Here is an 18333-nt window from a genome sequence, read left to right as displayed (position 1 = left end):
AAATAATGGTAGAAAAACAACATTTTGCTGTTTTGGATTGGTTAGCAGGTGTTGCAGCTATGGAGATGGTGGTAGTAGTCCATCTTTTTGAATCTGTTTATCAAAGTCATAATACTAATCTTTTGATGCATGATGCCTTGCAGTTGATTTTTTTCTTTTGCTTATCTGGTTTGTTATTGTCTATTCATTATTGTCTATTCATATTAAGGCAAAATTGGCAAATTGATGTTCTATCTTTTTTGAAAAGAAGATCAATTAGAATGTATCCCTTGGTCATTTTAAGTTCCTTTGTAAGCCTTCTTATTTATTTCTTAGATACATGGGATAAATATTCCAGAGCATGGGCAATAAATTTAATTTGGTAGCCTATCATTAATCTAACCTATTAATTCTATATTAATTTCAATTCCAAATAGATATGGGAATTTATTTCCTTTTAATCCTCTCACGTGGTCATTAAGTTTTAGATGTATCGCGAGTATTGCATATAGCTTCATTTTATTAATAACTGGCGAGTAGAATTATTTATTTTCACTTTGTTATTTCCAATAATAATTTCTTCATGGGATAGAGATTTCAAAACTAAATTAAAATGCGTGTTTGTTCGTTAAATATGTTATCTCATACACTTTACTCAATATTGGTTTATTTAGCCTTAGTAATTTTTGTTAATCGTACTTTCTAATGGTTTAGAGGCATTAGTTTTTATTGTTTCTGTATTCATAGATTTAGTCTTATTTGCTTACTTAGCCAGACGTTTTTAAGTTCAGCCTGTTAGTTGGTGGCTCAGCAAAATTTAGTATTAGTTTGCCAAATTGCTTTAAATTCCATCAACAATACTCAATTTATTTATTACACTTTGAATATATAGCTTATTACTACTTGCAATAATCATCTAATTTCCTAATTAAAAATAAAATACAAAACATCTGCCCAATATAAAACGTTTTGTTAGACGTAAGACTGAAAGAATTTAAATTGAATTATGTATTTATTCAAAACATATCTTAACATTGTGTTTATATAATTTGACATTAAAATGCAATATTTATTTAATCATCCCTTTGCAACATAATGTCTGATTATCACCAAAACTCTTTAAGAGTTATTCCTTATAATCCACAGCTAGACGGATTACGTTTCTGTGCTGTACTTTTCGTTCTGTGTTATCATTGGTTACCAAAAGTATTCCCTACAGAAATGAGTTTCCTATTTATTGGGTTTGTAAATTTTTTCTTTGTGCTTAGTAGTTATCTTATAACAAAAATATTAATTTTCTCTAAAGCTAAGGCAAATACAGTTGGGGCTTCAGGGTTACAGTTAATATCTTTTTTTCTTTTTAGAAGAAGCATAAGGATTTTTCCCGCTTACTATTTATATTTAATCATTCTGTTATTTCTTCCAATAATTGGAGATGAAATTAATAAGAATGCTATCATGTATTTCTCTTACCTTTCAAACTATCAAATATATTTTGGACAAATCTGGCCAATATCTACAGCGCACCTTTGGACATTAGCTGTTGAGGAACAATACTATATTATATGGCCTATAATAATAATTTTCACTCCTGAAAAGTATATTTTTAATACACTTTTGGGGATTATTATTTTTGGAGTTCTACTAAGAGTTCTATTTTATGTACCCTCTACAGCAATTCCTCAAGTAATATTAACGCAATTTTGTATCGATCCTTTTGCAATTGGTGGTTTGTTAGCATACAAATATTCAAAAAGCGAATATGAGAATCATTGGCTTTCAAAATTTTTCAACTTTTTAATTTATCCGTCTATACTTATAGCAATTATATCCATATTTGTTAAATCTTATTACGCGTCTTTTGTAATTAATAATTTAATATTTTCAATTATCTCGTACAGATTAATAGAAATTGCCATTTTTGGGTATAAAGGATTTTTAGCTAGATTTTTGGAGAATAGATTCATACTTTATTTGGGTAAAATTAGTTATGGAATTTATCTTTACCACCTAATTATTCCAGTAGTTTTTTGGAAACTATTTAACAAAATTTATAGTCACTTTTATTTTTTATATACATCGTTTTTCATATCAAATCAAAAAGGATTGAACGTTTTTATAAAAATAATTTCATCAGAAATCAGCTGTTTTATTATCTATTTTTTTTTAACAACGGGTATAGCGATGCTATCTTGGAATTTGGTAGAAAAACAGTTTAATAAACTAAAGTTTCTTTTCAATCCTGCCAAACAAAAGCAAGTTTAACTTAGCCCAATTGCATACAATTAAATACTTAACCTTTAGTTAATCGATTTTAGAGGCATATTTAGTTTAGATTGAACAACACTAACTATTGAATCTTGATTAGTATATAATCTTATCTTATATCTTGATGGATTTTTTGGTATAGAAACATTTATAGGGTTGCCCGTACCAATATCGATAACCTCTATTGGATTTTCATATTGGTCATATTTAATTAATTCCCAACGAAAATTAAAACGTTTTAATTTATCTGTTAAGTGCCATTGTTTATCTTCATATATCAATGCATGATAGGTAGCTGAAGTATTTGGCCATATGGTAACCGCGGGCAAAAGAATTTTTATTAATGGCATTTTTACCTGAAGCTTCAAAGCATTCCATTTATATGATAAATCGTAAGATTCGAGTTTAACTTTTCCTGTATTATCTTTTATTCCATTAAGAGAGACATAGTTAGTTGTTTTTTCATCCTGCCAGTTAGATAAAAATACTCCTTTGGTTATTCTTTTACTCGTGAGATAGGATTTTGTAGAAATACTGCTCATAAAGGCTGGTTGGGCTGGTCCATTAGCTTGAATATTCAGATTGCTATTCTCAACTAAACCGATGCAGTCGATACCGGGAACTGCGCTTAGCAACAAATTATAATCCTCAGCAAAATTTTCGTCAATATAAATATCCATACTTATTGGTCTTATATTATCAATTTCCCTTACACTTCGAATTAGTTTATTTAACCAAAGAAAATAAGCCTTTTGTTCGGTAAGCAAATCGGGCTTATAATTTTTGTAACGTAATGAATTCATTGGGTTATTAGCAATATTCCAGAAAATTATGTTTTTTCTATCCTTTAGCTTCTTAATCATAGCAAGAATTTTTTTAGAATATTTATTCATAGACAAGCTATCGGTTATGAAGCTTACATTTTCAGGTAGCCAGAAGCTAAATGCAACTTTTAAATTTTTCTCATCCGCAACTTCTAGAATATTTTTATCATAAACGCTAAAACCATATATCTTGATGGTATTGAAACCCATTTTTTTGATTTCATTCATATCTTTAGTGATAATTTTCTTTTTTAGTACAAGCCCGTTGGTCGACCAATTCTGTCCCTTATTATAATTAACCCCCCTTAACTTATCAAGAAAGTCTAATTTCTTTTTAGTTAAGTTATTTAATAATTGAGCACTTAAAGTAAAATTATCAAGACTTTGTAACCAGTTATCATTTTTACGGCTGGAATGAAATAGTCCTTTTAGATTAGAATAGTCCTCAATTTGCCAGTCTAAAGTCTGCCCAGAATATCCATCTGGCAAATTGAAATCCACACCACTATTAAATAAGATGAATGCCTTTATTTCAGGAAATTTAGATTCTAATGTTTTCGCAGCTTGTTTAAACCATTCTCCTTGTTTTTGGTTGGTTTTTAGAGAACCCATTTCTGCGAGCATTACCGGTAATCCTATATTAAAAACCGGATGCTTGTGGAAGGGTTGATAAAGTTGTTCCATACTAAAGTAATCGCTGTTTTTAATATTGTAATTTAAGTTTGTTACACCAATCCAATCAACAAATTCTTTACCAGGAAAGTATTTACTGATAGCCACAGGTTTCCAGGGGTTCCATACCCAAATCACATTATTTAATTTCCGTTCAGAAAAGAAATTATGAATATATTTCCAAGCCTGTTTAAATTCTTCAGCACTATTTATTCCTCTGGAACTCCACGGATATTGTGGATTATCAGCTTCATGAGCAAAACGAAGAAATATTGGTTTATTAATTTTTTTTAATCGATTTGCAAAATCTTCCAGGTATTTATCATAACGGTGCTCAATTATTCTCTGGAATACGTGCGTCTCAATATTTTCTGGTTTGAATTCTTTCGACTGTGCAAACAAACTCTGCCAAGGCTCCCAAGATATCATTGGGATTGCACTGTTCTGATATATAGAATCTAAAAGTTTTGTAGGAAATTTGGATTTATCAGAATCTCCCCAAGAGAGATATAAGGAAACAATTCCAAAATGAACATTGTTGCTTTTTTGTATATCAATTACATTTTTTACTGATGACAATCCGTTTGAACTACTAGGAGCAAAAATACCAGGTACAAGGATATTTTTATTGTAATTGCTTAGAAGTGGTTTCTCTATAACGTATCTAGCTTTAATTGACCAAAAAACCATAAATCCCGTTATCATTACTGTAAGTAGGAGTGCTGAATTTCTTACTTGCTTATATAAAAACCTTCTTAAAAGCCAGAATTTTTTCTTGAAAATTGAAACTTTCGTTAAGGAAGCCTCCAAAATATAATTTCTTCGTTTGAGCGAACGGAAATATGCTTGTCGGGCTGCGAAAATAGAAAACGATAAGATAATACAGTTTAGAGTAGCAAAACCACTCATTATCAAATTATATGGATTCCAGTCTGTATGAAGACTATAAATTATGGAAAGTATTGAAGCAATAATTATCGCAATATTCGGAATATTAATTTTCCAGTTATTCTCTTCGTATCCATCTTTTGGTGTTGGATTATAAGGGACTTTTTTTCTTAAAATCGCATAGTATAAACCGATTAAAAAAATCCACCAGGTGCCTATCATCAATAAGCCGCCAACAATATGAAATCCCCTTTCTTCTTCTTCCATAACCCAGCGCTGAACAAATAGCCGGATAAGAAAAGACAATAACACCAATGGCCCAGCATATAGCATAAAGTATAGGAAATCAATATTAATTGGACTTGTATCAAAAGCTAGAGAAAGAATTGGAATTAAGAAATTAATAAGAAATATAATTCCAGATAGATAGTATAAAGGAATAAGTGCATAGTGAATTTTCTGTTGCCAGGTAAATTTATTAAAGAGTTTTGGATAGGAAGTAACCAAAAGTTCAAATACGCCTCTAGACCATTTGAGCTGCTGCGAATAATATGCAGACATTGTGGAAGGAACAAGGCCTCTGGCTAAAATTTGAGGAACATAAATAGACTTCCATCCTTTAGCATGAAGATGCATGGCGGTATTCATATCTTCAGCTAAGCCGGCAGCATGGCCTCCGATTGAATCAAGTGCTCTTCTCCTAAATGTACAATTGGCGCCAATTGCAAGCACTGTTCCATATTTATTCATTGTCATCATTATTGGACCATAAAACTGGAATGTTTGCTGAGCTGCTCCCTTTGCTACAAGACTTTCTCCAAAGTTTTTGTATGCTTGAACAATCTGTACAAAACCAATATTTTCATCATTAAAATGAGCAACAATTGGATCGAGAAAATTCGGCTGCGGAACATGGTCCGGATCTAATATTACACACAATTCTCCAGAAGAAATAAGTAAAGCGTTATTTATATTTCCTGCTTTTGCATTTTTTTTATCTGTTCGAGTCACGTGAATTATTCCCATCTGATGACATAATTCTTTTAAATATTGGTCATCCGATTCATCGCATAAATAGGATTTGTGAGGATAGCTTATATTTACAATCGCTAAAAGAGTTTCCTCTATCATTTCATAGGGCTCGCCCTTGCAAAAAGTTGTAAATATATCTACTGTGTATATTTTTTCAGTGTGTTTACTGACGGGAACAATGATGTAAAAGTAATGAATCCACTCGTGTAGCAATCTTAAGCAAGTGTAAATAATAGTAACGAGTAGCATATAATATAATACTGGAAACTCAGACTTGCCTTTTAAAACTTCATTTAAAAAAAGTAACATTACAAGCGTGCCAGCAAATATCATTACACGCAAACGAAAGCGCTCCCATTTTGAAGGACTGTTTATAATTTCGGGTTTATTCATGAGAACGAATTACATAAAATGGTATGTTCGCAGTAGCAATATTTCCCTTATTATCTAAAACTGTTGAAAATAATCTATATGGACCTTCAGCGGTTGGTGTTTTGAATCTGACCTTAAAGCCAGACTGCTGAATAATTAACCCTTTTAAAATTTTTGGTTTAATTAAATTGTTTACATTATTTTTTTTAAACCAGTCTTCAGGATATATTTCCCAGATAACTGAAAAGCCGGATGTATTTTGCAAAACTTTAATTTCGGCAGACTGCAACTCGTCTGGATCTAAGAAAATATTATCAGGGGCCACCTTTCCAGATAAAAATATATTAATAATTTTTGGTCCTCGAAAATTTAAAGTTTTTCCTTTCCAAATTTCTTCAGCAACACTTACAGCCTCGGTTTTATTTCCATATTCATCGAACAAACTAAACCAGGTATGTGTGGTTTCTTGCTTTTGGCCCCAGAAAAATATAAAGGAACCCAGAAAGCTTGGATCTTCAACTGGCATGTAGTTATTGTATCGTGTAAGATATTTTTTAGCCTTTGTAGTACTTGTTGGTTCTATTTTTGCATTCTACGCTGTACCAGGGGCACCTTGCCATGGTCCGTCAATTCCCCACTCCGTTATTAGATAAGCACCGTCCCAAAACCAGCTAAAGTTTTTTAAGTCGTCTTTAAGTTCGGTTATTCTACTGAAAATGTTAAAAGAAATAACATCAATATTGGTTCTAATTTTCAAGTTTACTAAATCATTTTTTTGAAAATTTACCATCGTTGTTGTTACTGGGTGATCAGGATCATCCTCATGAATCATATCAACGATATTGTTAAATTCTTTGTAGAAATTATAGTAAGATGGTTTATTAGGAAACACTAATTCGTTACCAACACACCACATCAAGATTGCAGGATTGGACTTAAGTCTATTAATCAACTTTTTGATCTTTTTAAAGTCGGTAGAAACTTTTGAGGTATTATTATAATATGACAAATATTGACTTTCCGGTATCGAAATCCCAACGATCACCGATATACCATTTTTATTTGCATCTTTTAATATTTTGTCAACATTGGTAGTATCCCATATTCTAATGGTATTTCCTCCACATCTTTTTAATTCATCTAAATTAATATAACCAGAAGCTCCTTTAATAGTAAAAATTTTTCCATTTTTAAGTATAGAATACTTTCCATTAATTTCTTGTACTATGATTTTTTTATCACCTTTTATGTTTTTTTTTGGCGTACAACTATAAATAGCAGCGCACAGAATTAGCAAGTAAAGTTTTAAAAAGGGATGAGTAGTCATGATTGTACTTTACCCTAAAAGTACTAATTATTGTATAACTTATATTGTAGAAGTTTATTTTATACACAACAGGGAAACTAGGGATGAATTCTTTTTATTGAGATCTCAATGGCTTTTGCATATTAAAAATGATGTTTTAAAAAAAAATATGTTAAGAATTATTATCAGATAAGTTAGCAATTCTTGAATAATTTTATTTAATTTTTAAAACTATCTATTTTTTTTTAAAGAATTCCAGACTTATTTACTTTGTAAATTTAATCCAACAAACTAAAAGCAAGCTAATCATGGTCTCTATTCCACTTCACTTTTAATTCGCCCTTTTCTTCAAACGCTTTAAGGTGCAAAACAATACCTTTCATCCTGGCTTCGCGTTTTTGTTTTCTATCTAATGTTTCATCTCCTTTTGGATTTCTTAATGGAATATCCATTTCGATATTGGTGCCGGCAGTTAAGCCGTAAATGCCTTTAACATTTAAGTTTAAAACGCTAGAATTGATTTGCATCGGACTAATCTCAATTTTATCGCCTCGAATGGTTAGCGTCCCATCTAAATTCGGAATTTCTATATTTGATAAGTTACGATTTGCGAAAGCAAGTTTCCCTACTTTCTGCAATGGTTCAAAATTAACTAAAGCGGCTTTCTTTAGATTAAAGATAACTTTTCCATTTATGGAACGCGGTAGGATTTTTCCTGCCTGTGATATTCTACCCGATATATTCACATTTGATGATAAATAACCTTTTAGGTTTTTATTGGTAATGCTATTTTGTCCAAAATTATCAAAAGAATAAAAGAAATCTTTAACGCTTACATGGCTAATTTTTGAACTTAACTTGAAAATATTTGAATTCGGTTCCTGGATGATTGTTCCATTTAAATTGAGCAAACCACCAGCATGAGCAACACTTATTTTGTTAAAATAAATTCCTTCTCCCCGAAGCGCGATATCTGCATCTAAATTTTTCGCTGAAAACTTATCATATATTGCCTTATCAACAACCAAACGAATGTTCATTTTCGATACTTCTAAAACATTACTTAACTGTTTTGAAGCCGTTTTCGTTGGACCACTTGATCTAGTTTTTTTCTGTGCAGCTCTCGGACCTAAAAATGGTAAAAACTCATTAAGGTAAAGCTGTGGACTATACATTTTAAGATTTACGATAATCTTATCCGGGTCGGTATAATATAGATTGGCAAAATTTGCGATATCACAATCTACATTCAATTCACTTTTTCCCAATTGGAAATGACCATTTTTAATTGATAAATTATTTTGATCGAAGTTGATATTTAAGGCACTTTTTATCAAATGCAATTTGCGTGGAATGTACAAAATATCTGCATTAGCAATTTGAATTTTACCTGAAACAACCGGCTTTGTGAAACGGAAGTTATCAATATCGGCTTTGCAATATAGACTTAAATTGGCTGTCCCATTTTTAAATTCGAAATCGTTTGTGCCAATAGAATTGTTAAGGTTAGATAATGGAAATTGCGATGTAACTAAACCTGTAGCAATTGGACGGGCAAGGTTATTTACCGTAAACAAATCAATTTTTAAAGGTGCATTGAAATATTTGGCCGTTAATTTTACAAACTTTATTGATGAGTTTTCATCACCAATCATACCTCCTACAGTATCTTGGTTGGTAAAAGAACCATCGAAATTGCAAGCAGTTAGCGTTCCGGCTGGTATGGTTACAACGTTATCTCTTACTTTTATTCCAACTTTAATTAAAGGGTCTTTATGAACCGGGTTTCCATCATCAATAATGTTACCGCGTATTGATACTGGTTTTTCAATTCCGAATTTTAGCAATTTGCTAGAAATATTTGGCGCCAATAGTAATGCAACATCTTTGTATAAAATATCATCAACGGCAATACTTATTGCAAAGCCTCCAGACTTTTCTTTCAAATTAATTTTGGCTCCGATGGTAAATGGATATTTCCCAATATCAAGTCTTTTAGGTTCTATAACAACTTCTTCAGTTTTGTTGCTGTAGTGAAATGACAAGGTTCCTTTTAAGACTTTATCCTTTAAAAAACTTCCTCTCTTGGTATTAAATGAGAAACTTTTAACCAAGGTATTTAACTTCATGGTTCCAGCCCAACCAGAGTCTGGATAATCAATTTTTCCGTTAACTTCGTTAATGGCGAAATCGAATAGCTTATGTTTTTGCTGATTATCTACGATAAAATTTACATTATTAAAGTCAATTTTCTTAACCTCTAAAGCTGCAGATTTTCCTTGTTCAGTTCCTGCCGATTTACTTTTTTTTCTAAATAAGTTGGTGTTACTGTAACCATTACTATCGGTAAATAGGTAAACCGATGCATTATTAATTGTAATTCTATTGATTTTTGTATTACCAGCAATTAAAGAAAATACATTTAACGAAACATCAATATCTTCTGCCTTAAGTAATTCATGTTTGTGAATGTTTACAAGGCTGTCTTTTAATGAAACATTTTTTAGCGATACTGAAATACCCGGAAAACCCTTTAACAAGGTTGGTTCCATATTAGATGCAGTGACCTGGCCATTCAGGCTTTTATTTGCTTGTTCTAGTATCGATGCAAGAATTTCTTTTTTATTTCTGTTAATGTAAAATGCACCAGCAAGCCAGATTAAAATAATCAATCCGATAAAAATAGATAAGATTCTTAATGAAATTTTAAGCCAACGTGCCATACAAATTATTTATAATCTGTAATATAAAGCTTTTATAAGCAATATTGTTTGTTGCCGCAAAATTATTTAAGTTAAGATTTACTTAAAAACATTTTACAGTAAATGCGCAAATACCGAAGCATGCCAACTGTTCTTGAATGGAACTTCCCACTTGGTTTGCAACTCGTCTAAATTTTGAACCATGTTATTAAACACAATAGTATCTGGTGTTATACTTTTAATATTTACTAAGGTTTCAAAATCTTCTTTGCCTTGTACATGGACTTCATTATCAATTTTATAAGCAATATTAAAGCGGTTAAATAAATCTACCTGATAGGCAAGTTCTACATCCTTTATAATCCTTACCGAACTATCGATAGAGCAACCTGTAACATTGGCTTGATTTTCATCAACAGTTAAAATAATAAAAAAGCCGTACCTGATTTCTGCTTTCGCCATCAATTCGTTTCCATGCGCTTTCCATTGACTTGTAAAAGCTTCGAGTTTTTGCAAAATTTCTGCTTCTTCAATAGAAGTGAATTGTCTGTTGCTTTGGTATATCCAAACTCTGGATTGTGGAGAAAAAATCATAAGCAAATTTATCAATTTAATTAACTTGTTCTTATCAAACTGCTTTCCCTATGAAAAAGTTTACATTCTGCTTGAAATTACTTCTAATTCCTGCCTTATGTTTGTTTTTGACTGCTTTTTCTTTCAAAGATACGATTGAAGATTACACTTCGTTTTTGCAAAAAAGCTTTACTGAGCATTATGATTTTAGTCAGGAAAGTACCGTGGTGAAAAAGTATGAACTAAATGTTACTAACAATGGATTTTGCAGATATAAGCGTTATTTTACAAATGGAAAAATCGAATATTTCGCTTTCAAACTCGCTAAGTTCAAGGATTTGGATTATTACGGAACAACTACATCCGGTCAATTATATTTAAGAACCAAAAATGATGATGTTATTGTACAAACCTACAATGATAAAAAAGGCGATGTAGATTCGATGGGAACTTGTGTAGTTATTCCATTAAAAAATATTGAGGCCGAAGATTTAAATCAAATTAGAGAAAATTTAACAAAAATTACCAAGCCTTAAGATTGTAAATTACAATCCATTTGCCCTTGCTGTAATTTCTGCAATGTCTAAAACTTTAACCTCTTGTTCTTTATCTTTTAATTTAATTCCATCGCTTAGCATCGTCATACAAAAGGGGCAACCGGCCGCAATAACTTGCGGGTTAGTCTGTAGTGCCTCATCAATACGTTCTACATTAATATCTTTGTTTCCTTTTTCAGGTTCTTTAAACATTTGTGCTCCACCTGCGCCACAGCAAAGTCCGTTACTTTTGCAACGTTTCATTTCAACCAATTCAGCATCTAAAACCTCTAGTGCTTTTCTTGGCGCTTCATAAATTCCATTTGCACGACCAAGATAACAAGGATCGTGATAAGTAATTTTTCTGCCTTTGAAGCTTTCTCCACCTTCGGCTTTTAACTTGCCTTCGTTAATCAAATCCTGTATTAACTGAGTGTGGTGAATTACGTCATAACTACCGCCTAAACCGGGATATTCGTTTTTAATGGTATTAAAGCAATGAGGGCAACCAGTAACAATTTTTTTTATGTTGTAGGCATTTAGTACCTCAATGTTAGTCATAGCTTGCATTTGAAACAGAAATTCATTTCCAGCTCTTTTTGCAGGGTCGCCTGTACAACTTTCCTCAGTGCCTAAAACAGCATATTTTATTCCAACATGGTGCAAGATTTTACAAATGTCGCGGGTAATTTTTTGTGCCCGCTCATCGTAACTTCCAGCACAACCTACCCAAAATAAGATTTCAGGTTCTTCTCCTGCAGCCATTAATTCGGCCATTGTTGGGACTTTAAATTCCATTTTAGTATCGAGTAATTTGTAGTGAATAGTATTTAGTATCAGGTATCGAGTATCAAGTTTTGAGTATCAAAATTTGATGTCGGGTTCAGGTCTTTTAATTTATTAATCTAGTTTCCTTCTGCCCAGTTAAAGCGATCAGCAGGAGAATATTTCCATGGAGCCTGGTTATTTTCTATATTTCCCATCATTGCATTTATACTTGCTGGTGCTTGAGATTCTTCCATTACAGCAAATCGACGCAATTCCATAATAATTTGTAGCGGATCTATGTTTACTGGGCAAGCTTCTACACAGGCATTACAACTGGTGCAAGCCCAAATTTCTTCTCTGCTAATGTAATCATCCAATAAAGCTTTTCCGTCATCATGTCCAACGCCATGCTTGTCGATATTCTTACCAACTTCGGTAATTCTATCGCGGGTATCCATCATTATTTTTCTGGGCGATAAAAGTTTACCGGTAATATTTGCAGGGCATACCGAAGTACAACGCCCACATTCAGTACAAGTGTAAGCATTCATCAAATTTATCCAACTTAAATCTGTAACATCCTTTGCCCCAAATTTACCTGCCTCTGTTTCTAAAGGTACAAAAGATGGATCGAGCATGGCTTTAACCTCATTAGTAACTGAAGCCATATTTGTAAATTCACCCTTTGGTTCTAAATTAGAATAGTACGTATTTGGAAAGGCAAACAGAATATGAAAATGTTTTGAATAGGGTAGGTAATTTAAGAAAGCTAAAATACCTGCAATGTGAAACCACCAACAGCTTCGCTCCAATATAATTAGGCTACTTTCTGTATTTGGTAATAAACCTATTAAATACTGACTAATTGGGAATGAACCAGCAGTAATGTAATGGCCTGCACCTAATGTTTGAAGTTTTGCATCGGCTGCGTTCATTATTAAAAATGCAGACATCAGTAAAATTTCAATGATTAAAATGTAATTGGCATCAGATTTTGGCCAAGCCGTCATTTCTACACCTTTAAAGCGTTTTAGGTTTAAAATATTCCTTCTAATTAAGAAGATTACGCAAGCAAGCAAAACTGTAAAAGCTAGTATTTCAAACGAACCAATTAAAAAATCGTATAAACCGCCTAAGCCATGAAAAATACGGTGAGTGCCAAAAAGCCCGTCAATCATAATTTCCAAAACTTCGATATTAATAATGACAAAGCCTACGTAAACAAAAAAGTGTAGTATGGCAGGGATAGGGCGAACAATCATTTTAGATTGACCAAATGCAACCCGCATCATAGTAATAAATCTTTTTTGAGGCTGGTCGTTACGATTTACATCTTTACCTAAACGGATATTGCGAATAATTTTTCGAAAATTAACTGTAAAAAGCGCCACAGCTGCTAGCGTTAAAATCAGAAATATAATTTGGCTTACCATATTTTATAGCTTAATAACGCTAAATTAGGATATTTAATTTGAATAAATTACTATGCATGCATAAATTAATTTGAAAATGTGATAGTTTGTATTGATTCTAAATTTTATTGATTCGGTTATTTAGAAACGCATATAAAAATTAACAAATTGATTATCAGCAATACATGTGCTATTTTAAAATAAAATTTCGCTTTTAGAAAAAGAACACTACATTTGCATTCCCAAAAGGATGGTGCCATAGCTCAGTCGGTAGAGCAAAGGACTGAAAATCCTTGTGTCCCTGGTTCGAATCCAGGTGGCACCACTTCCAAAAGCCTTTCAGAAATGAGAGGCTTTTTTGGTTTAAAGGCATTTTAATTACTAAATTTTTTAAAAGTTTTTTTGCATTTGAAAAAAAGAATACTACATTTGCAATCCCAAATGGGAGGTGCCATAGCTCAGTCGGTAGAGCAAAGGACTGAAAATCCTTGTGTCCCTGGTTCGAATCCAGGTGGCACCACTTAAAAAAAGCTATTCAGAAATGAATAGCTTTTTTGCTTTATAGACACTTTCGGCTAATAACTGTAAAGGTATTTAATTAAGCATAATCTTCAACACATCCTGCAATATCGACTAAATATAAGGTTTCATCTACTTCATTAAATCCAAGTTAATTTAATTTTTATATTTATTTCAATTCAATAACACTGGGTTAGGAAATGGTATTAAAAACCAAATTTGGAATTTTTTAAGTTTATCAAAGTCATTATAAAAATATTTTCAGTTGGTAGAAGGACTGAAATAATCTGTGGCATTATCATCCCTATTTGTTACAGCGAAAGCCTTTCAGCAATGAAAGGCTTTTATGTTTTAAACGTTAAATTTTCTCATTTAACAAAACATCGGCATGTATTTAAGATTATAAGCCTAAATTAGATGATATTATTGGTCAATATCTTTTACATAAACTTTTAAGTAAGTTTAATCGTATATACCGTTATACAAATTTGATTATCATCCGTTATGATACCACAACATATAAAATATTTGCCAGCGGTTTTAGTCGCTTTTATTTCTTTAGCCTTTGGCTGTAAAAAAGGTGATACTGCACCTGTTGTAACACCAGACCCACCAGTTACTGCTATAACTGGTACAAGAGATGAGCTTACCAAAGATTCTATCTTTTTGTATACTAAAGAATTGTATTATTGGAATACATCATTGCCAACTTATGATGCCTTTAAACCGCGTAGTTTTAGCTCCAATGAAACTGAATTGTATGCTTTAACGCAGTATTCGCTAAATCCGGCTACGGGCAGACCTTATGAGTATGTAAGCAATAGTACATCTCCAAAATATTCGTTTTTTGATTATGGTACTACTGGCAAAACAGCCTCTTTAAAGGCAGATGTTAATGGTACTGAAAACGATTTTGGTTTTTCTGTGCTGTACAACACAACAACGGATATCCGTGTTAAATATGTTTATCCGAATTCTCCTGCTAGTCAGCAAGGCTTAACAAGGGGTAGTAAAATAACGGCAGTAAATGGTAGAACTTCGCTTTCTTATACATCAAACAACCTTACCTTTTTAAATGATGCTTTATTCGGTACGAATTCTAGTGTAAGTTTAACTTTTACAGATTTAGCGGGTGTTTCGAAAAGTGTTACGGTAACTAGGGCTACATATACTGTTAACCCAATTTTATATACTGGTGTTTATACTGCAGGCACTAAAAAGGTTGGATATATTGTTTTTAATAGCTTTACCAATAATGCTTCAGCAGCAATAAATACGGCATTTTCTAATTTTGCAAGCCAGGGTGTTACAGAACTTATTGTAGATTTAAGATATAACGGTGGCGGATATGTTAGCACAGCAACGCAGATAATAAATATTTTAACGCCCGCTGCACAGAATGGAAATGTGATGTACACAACCTATTATAATACCTTTCTGCAAAATTTAACGGCTACTCAAAGAAAGGCTTCTATTTTGGCTCAGCAACCTTTAACTGACGATCAAGGTAAACTGCAAACTTTTACAAGCGGAGTAAATGGTAAATATGCAACCTATGCAGATTTGGATTATTCATCTACCTCGTCTGATAATATCGAAAAATTTGCAAAATCGGGGACACTGAATTTAAGCAGGGTATATTTTATCGTAACAGGAGCTACTGCTTCTGCAAGTGAATTAACTGTTAATAGCTTAAGGCCTGTAATGGATGTAAAGTTAATCGGTACAAAAACTTATGGTAAACCGGTTGGCTTTTTTCCAATCAAAATTGATAAGGTGGATATGTATATTCCTGAATTTGAAACCAAAAATCAATCGGGTACCGGTGGTTATTATGATGGTTTAACTGTTGATAAAGAAGCATTAGAAGATTTAACTAAAGCTTGGGGTGATGAAACAGAAACGTTATTAGCTTACGCTTTACTTTATGCAAGAAACGGAAATTTTATAACTACACCAGCTAAAACCGGCAGCTTAAGTGCTCAATCTACAACACTATCATCAAAACTGTCTGCTGCAGAAATTAAAGAAGTTTCAGAAAGTTTAGATCAAAATAATTTTAAGGGGATGGTTAAAGCACCACACCACAAATTTTAAAATCTAAATAATAAATCATAAAAAAAAGCTGGTCAGAACATTTATAAATGTTCTGACCAGCTTTTTTATTTTCGGATAATTTGTATTTAAAGCAATATCTTATTTGTGATGTCTTTGTTTATGGTGATGTAACCAGGATATTTAACAGGTGTATTGCCAATCATAAACGTAGGTTTTATCTTTATTGTAAGTAAACCAAGCTTCTCATCGCTTTTAGATCCCTTTTGAGCAGCTTTCATTATATCACTTAAAACGTTTCCGTTAGAAATTAAGCCATAAATATTGCTACCCATTTGTATTGGCACAGTAACAGTTTGTCCTTGTGGTATACTAACGGCCTGATTAACAAAACCTTCTGCTAAATCAGTATTGTTTACCATAATTTTATATTCAAACTGGTTAATTGCCGCTAGGTTTGCAGATGGATTTGTTATCTCCAAATTCAAATTTGCCCTTAATGGAATATCCTTTCTAAGTAAACCCAAAGCAACACCGGGTAAGCTTGCTAAATTAAAATCTTGTTGGTCTATTAAGCGTTTTAAATCTGTACCAGCTAATGTAATTTGGTTTACATTTTTAATTTTATAGGTACAATCTTCAAGTGCTTTAATTTGTTGAGCCTGCTTATTTATCCCGCATCCGAACATCGAAATGGTTAAAAAGCAACACAATAGAGTCTTTTTCATGTTAGTCATAACGCCAAATTAGCAAAACTATTTTAATGATTTAGCAATTCTTATACACTAACTGTTTCAATGTCATCGCTTTTATCTTCCTCGTCATTATTTTCAGTAGTATCAGAATTTGGTTTTGACTCCTCGTTTTGCTCTGTTTCCGAGTCTTGCTTTGGTTCTTCATTTTGCTCTAAGTCAGCATCCTCTTCCTTTTCGGTAGATTTAGGTTCTTCAGAATGTTGTTCCTTAACTTTAGTGGTAGTGCTCGCTTCTGATTCGGTTGAAGGTATGATTGTTTCTATTTGCGATTGAGCATCATCAGATGGTTTTGGATGTGCTTTTTGTTCTTCGGTATTGTTATCTAAATTTTCCATAATAATTCTTTACCTAACAAAGGTTTATAAATTGCCTTTTGTTTTGTAATCGTGAAATAATTCTGGAACCTAACCTAAATTTTAAGCGTTTTTTAAGAAAATGGTTTCTATCACATTTGCCAAATCATCGCATTTATCGGTGGTTTTCTCTAGCTGACTTAAAATATCTGATTGTCTGATTAAAGAAATTGCATCAGCTTCATTATCAAAAAGCAACGAAATTGCCTGTTCGTAAAGTCTGTCGGCCTTGCTTTCCAATTGTCCAACATTGTAGCAGATATCTACAATGAGTTGTTTGTTCTTAAAGTGTTTTATCTCTTTTATCGCGATAGCCAATTCACTACACATTTTGGCAATAATTTCTCCAAGTTTTAACATCGCCTCGTTTGATGTATCGAGCTGATATAGTTCCATATTAAGTACGGTGGCTAAAATATCATCAGCAATATCATCTATTTTAGTTGCAAGGGCATGTACATCCTGTTTATCAAAAGGAACAATAAAATTTTTGTTAAGCTCTTCGTAAATTTTATCAGTTGCTTTATCTCCTACAAGTTCTAAAGCTTTAATTTCTTTCGCAAGCTTTATCTTTCCTTCTTTATCTTTAGAACGGATAAAAAGTACCAAAGCCTCAGAAATGTTAAATAGGTTTGTTGCACCTTCTTCAAACAATGGCTGAAATGTTTTATCCTTCGGAATAAATAAGCTAAATATCTGATTCATGTTGAGTATTAAATATTAGTAAATGTACCTTTGGTATATTAAGTAAACATAAATTGTGTATAATTTTTTAAAGTTTTGTTTAAAAGTATGAGCGTTCAAATAAGAAAGATAGAGCAAACAGACAATCAGGAATTGGCCGATTTAATTCGTGTAGTATTTAGAGAATTTAAGATTGATAAGCCTGGCACAGTTTATACCGACCCTACGACAGATCATTTATTCGAAGTTTTTGAAAAAGAAGGCTCGGCTTATTGGCTGGCAGAAGAAGATGGTGTATTACTTGGTGGCTGCGGTATTTATCCCACCGATGGTTTACCAGATGGCTGTGTAGAATTGGTGAAATTCTATTTATCTGCTGATGCAAGAGGAAAAGGAATTGGAAAAGCCTTGATGCAAAAAAGTATAGAATCTGCACAGCATTTTGGCTACAATGAAGTGTATTTAGAATCTTTCCCCGAACTTGCTACCGCAATTGGCATGTATGAAAAGGCTGGATTTAAAAAACTCGAATCGCCCTTAGGTAATTCAGGGCATTTTGCATGCAACGTTTGGATGTTATTAGTTTTATAAATTAGGCATAGGAAACATACCGTTGGGATAATTTAACAGCTGGT

Annotated in this window: 15 protein-coding genes and 2 tRNA genes; 7 read left to right on the top strand and 10 right to left on the bottom strand. The window is 32.4% G+C overall.

Annotated features, from left to right (window positions below; genetic code table 11):
* Positions 1 to 5 precede the first annotated feature (5 nt).
* Together ACFOWA_RS16020 and ACFOWA_RS16015 are read left to right on the top strand one after the other, a co-directional pair.
* The gene (locus ACFOWA_RS16020; protein ID WP_378986890.1) at positions 6 to 365 is read left to right on the top strand and encodes a hypothetical protein; all 360 of its coding nucleotides are present in this window, start codon (positions 6 to 8) and stop codon (positions 363 to 365) included.
* Positions 366 to 1074: 709 nt separating this feature from the next.
* On the top strand, positions 1075 to 2244 hold the full coding sequence (locus ACFOWA_RS16015; protein WP_378986888.1) for an acyltransferase family protein: 1170 nt from the start codon (positions 1075 to 1077) through the stop codon (positions 2242 to 2244).
* Positions 2245 to 2279: 35 nt separating this feature from the next.
* Here ACFOWA_RS16015 and ACFOWA_RS16010 read toward each other — a convergent pair whose 3' ends face one another.
* The 5 genes from ACFOWA_RS16010 to ACFOWA_RS15990 all read right to left on the bottom strand — a co-directional run bounded on the left by ACFOWA_RS16010 (position 2280) and on the right by ACFOWA_RS15990 (position 10637).
* On the bottom strand, positions 2280 to 6056 hold the full coding sequence (locus tag ACFOWA_RS16010; RefSeq protein WP_378986886.1) for a glycosyltransferase family 2 protein: 3777 nt from the start codon (positions 6054 to 6056) through the stop codon (positions 2280 to 2282).
* The gene (locus ACFOWA_RS16005) at positions 6049 to 6561 is read right to left on the bottom strand and encodes a hypothetical protein (RefSeq protein ID WP_378986884.1); all 513 of its coding nucleotides are present in this window, start codon (positions 6559 to 6561) and stop codon (positions 6049 to 6051) included. Before ACFOWA_RS16005 ends, ACFOWA_RS16010 begins: the two co-directional genes overlap by 8 nt.
* A gap of 66 nt (positions 6562 to 6627) precedes the next feature.
* Entirely contained in the window at positions 6628 to 7362 is a 735-nt protein-coding gene (locus tag ACFOWA_RS16000) for a glycoside hydrolase family 2 TIM barrel-domain containing protein (RefSeq protein WP_378986882.1), read from the bottom strand.
* Between the two features lie 281 nt (positions 7363 to 7643).
* The gene (locus ACFOWA_RS15995; RefSeq protein WP_378986880.1) at positions 7644 to 10064 is read right to left on the bottom strand and encodes an AsmA family protein; all 2421 of its coding nucleotides are present in this window, start codon (positions 10062 to 10064) and stop codon (positions 7644 to 7646) included.
* 93 nt (positions 10065 to 10157) lie between these two features.
* Complete coding sequence (locus ACFOWA_RS15990) at positions 10158 to 10637, bottom strand: ABC transporter ATPase (RefSeq protein ID WP_378986878.1); 480 nt, start codon at positions 10635 to 10637, stop codon at positions 10158 to 10160.
* Between the two features lie 50 nt (positions 10638 to 10687).
* On the opposite strand from ACFOWA_RS15990, the gene ACFOWA_RS15985 reads away from it, so the two are divergent.
* The gene (locus tag ACFOWA_RS15985) at positions 10688 to 11152 is read left to right on the top strand and encodes a hypothetical protein (RefSeq protein WP_378986876.1); all 465 of its coding nucleotides are present in this window, start codon (positions 10688 to 10690) and stop codon (positions 11150 to 11152) included.
* A gap of 9 nt (positions 11153 to 11161) precedes the next feature.
* Here ACFOWA_RS15985 and ACFOWA_RS15980 read toward each other — a convergent pair whose 3' ends face one another.
* Positions 11162 to 11950, bottom strand: coding sequence for a (Fe-S)-binding protein (locus ACFOWA_RS15980; protein WP_378986874.1), 789 nt, complete (start codon positions 11948 to 11950; stop codon positions 11162 to 11164).
* 107 nt (positions 11951 to 12057) lie between these two features.
* The gene (locus tag ACFOWA_RS15975; protein WP_378986872.1) at positions 12058 to 13353 is read right to left on the bottom strand and encodes a 4Fe-4S dicluster domain-containing protein; all 1296 of its coding nucleotides are present in this window, start codon (positions 13351 to 13353) and stop codon (positions 12058 to 12060) included.
* Between the two features lie 231 nt (positions 13354 to 13584).
* On the opposite strand from ACFOWA_RS15975, the gene ACFOWA_RS15970 reads away from it, so the two are divergent.
* From ACFOWA_RS15970 to ACFOWA_RS15960, 3 genes are all read left to right on the top strand, one after another.
* Positions 13585 to 13657, top strand: a tRNA-Phe gene (locus tag ACFOWA_RS15970).
* Between the two features lie 122 nt (positions 13658 to 13779).
* Positions 13780 to 13852 (top strand) — tRNA-Phe (locus ACFOWA_RS15965).
* Positions 13853 to 14355: 503 nt separating this feature from the next.
* Positions 14356 to 15948 (top strand): S41 family peptidase, encoded by a 1593-nt coding sequence (locus tag ACFOWA_RS15960; protein WP_378986870.1) that lies wholly within the window; start codon positions 14356 to 14358, stop codon positions 15946 to 15948.
* 86 nt (positions 15949 to 16034) lie between these two features.
* On the opposite strand, the gene ACFOWA_RS15955 is transcribed toward ACFOWA_RS15960, so the two are convergent.
* From ACFOWA_RS15955 to ACFOWA_RS15945, 3 genes are all read right to left on the bottom strand, one after another.
* On the bottom strand, positions 16035 to 16634 hold the full coding sequence (locus ACFOWA_RS15955) for a hypothetical protein (RefSeq protein ID WP_378986868.1): 600 nt from the start codon (positions 16632 to 16634) through the stop codon (positions 16035 to 16037).
* A gap of 50 nt (positions 16635 to 16684) precedes the next feature.
* The gene (locus tag ACFOWA_RS15950) at positions 16685 to 16996 is read right to left on the bottom strand and encodes a hypothetical protein (protein WP_378986866.1); all 312 of its coding nucleotides are present in this window, start codon (positions 16994 to 16996) and stop codon (positions 16685 to 16687) included.
* Between the two features lie 81 nt (positions 16997 to 17077).
* Complete coding sequence (locus ACFOWA_RS15945) at positions 17078 to 17719, bottom strand: DUF47 domain-containing protein (RefSeq protein WP_378986864.1); 642 nt, start codon at positions 17717 to 17719, stop codon at positions 17078 to 17080.
* Positions 17720 to 17806: 87 nt separating this feature from the next.
* Here ACFOWA_RS15945 and ACFOWA_RS15940 point away from each other — a divergent pair, with 87 nt between their 5' ends.
* Positions 17807 to 18289: a GNAT family N-acetyltransferase gene (locus tag ACFOWA_RS15940; protein WP_378986862.1), complete on the top strand. Its 483-nt coding sequence runs from the start codon at positions 17807 to 17809 to the stop codon at positions 18287 to 18289.
* The last annotated feature ends 44 nt before the right edge of the window (positions 18290 to 18333 follow it).

It is taken from the genome of Pedobacter lithocola (assembly GCF_042650845.1).
Lineage (GTDB): Bacteria > Bacteroidota > Bacteroidia > Sphingobacteriales > Sphingobacteriaceae > Pedobacter > Pedobacter lithocola.
Note: the sequence above shows the minus strand (reverse complement) of the source record. Positions and strands in the feature narration are given on the sequence as shown.

Bases quoted from the DNA above. Each gene is read 5' to 3' on its own strand.
- ACFOWA_RS15945 (WP_378986864.1), bottom strand. From the start codon at position 17,719: ATGAATCAGATATTTAGCTTATTTATTCCGAAGGATAAAACATTTCAG.
- ACFOWA_RS15980 (WP_378986874.1), bottom strand. From the start codon at position 11,950: ATGGAATTTAAAGTCCCAACAATGGCCGAATTAATGGCTGCAGGAGAA.
- ACFOWA_RS15955 (WP_378986868.1), bottom strand. From the start codon at position 16,634: ATGAAAAAGACTCTATTGTGTTGCTTTTTAACCATTTCGATGTTCGGA.
- ACFOWA_RS15995 (WP_378986880.1), bottom strand. From the start codon at position 10,064: ATGGCACGTTGGCTTAAAATTTCATTAAGAATCTTATCTATTTTTATC.
- ACFOWA_RS16020 (WP_378986890.1), top strand. From the start codon at position 6: ATGGTAGAAAAACAACATTTTGCTGTTTTGGATTGGTTAGCAGGTGTT.
- ACFOWA_RS15950 (WP_378986866.1), bottom strand. From the start codon at position 16,996: ATGGAAAATTTAGATAACAATACCGAAGAACAAAAAGCACATCCAAAA.
- ACFOWA_RS15985 (WP_378986876.1), top strand. From the start codon at position 10,688: ATGAAAAAGTTTACATTCTGCTTGAAATTACTTCTAATTCCTGCCTTA.
- ACFOWA_RS15940 (WP_378986862.1), top strand. From the start codon at position 17,807: ATGAGCGTTCAAATAAGAAAGATAGAGCAAACAGACAATCAGGAATTG.
- ACFOWA_RS16015 (WP_378986888.1), top strand. From the start codon at position 1,075: ATGTCTGATTATCACCAAAACTCTTTAAGAGTTATTCCTTATAATCCA.
- ACFOWA_RS16005 (WP_378986884.1), bottom strand. From the start codon at position 6,561: ATGCCAGTTGAAGATCCAAGCTTTCTGGGTTCCTTTATATTTTTCTGG.
- ACFOWA_RS15975 (WP_378986872.1), bottom strand. From the start codon at position 13,353: ATGGTAAGCCAAATTATATTTCTGATTTTAACGCTAGCAGCTGTGGCG.
- ACFOWA_RS16000 (WP_378986882.1), bottom strand. From the start codon at position 7,362: ATGACTACTCATCCCTTTTTAAAACTTTACTTGCTAATTCTGTGCGCT.
- ACFOWA_RS15960 (WP_378986870.1), top strand. From the start codon at position 14,356: ATGATACCACAACATATAAAATATTTGCCAGCGGTTTTAGTCGCTTTT.
- ACFOWA_RS16010 (WP_378986886.1), bottom strand. From the start codon at position 6,056: ATGAATAAACCCGAAATTATAAACAGTCCTTCAAAATGGGAGCGCTTT.
- ACFOWA_RS15990 (WP_378986878.1), bottom strand. From the start codon at position 10,637: ATGATTTTTTCTCCACAATCCAGAGTTTGGATATACCAAAGCAACAGA.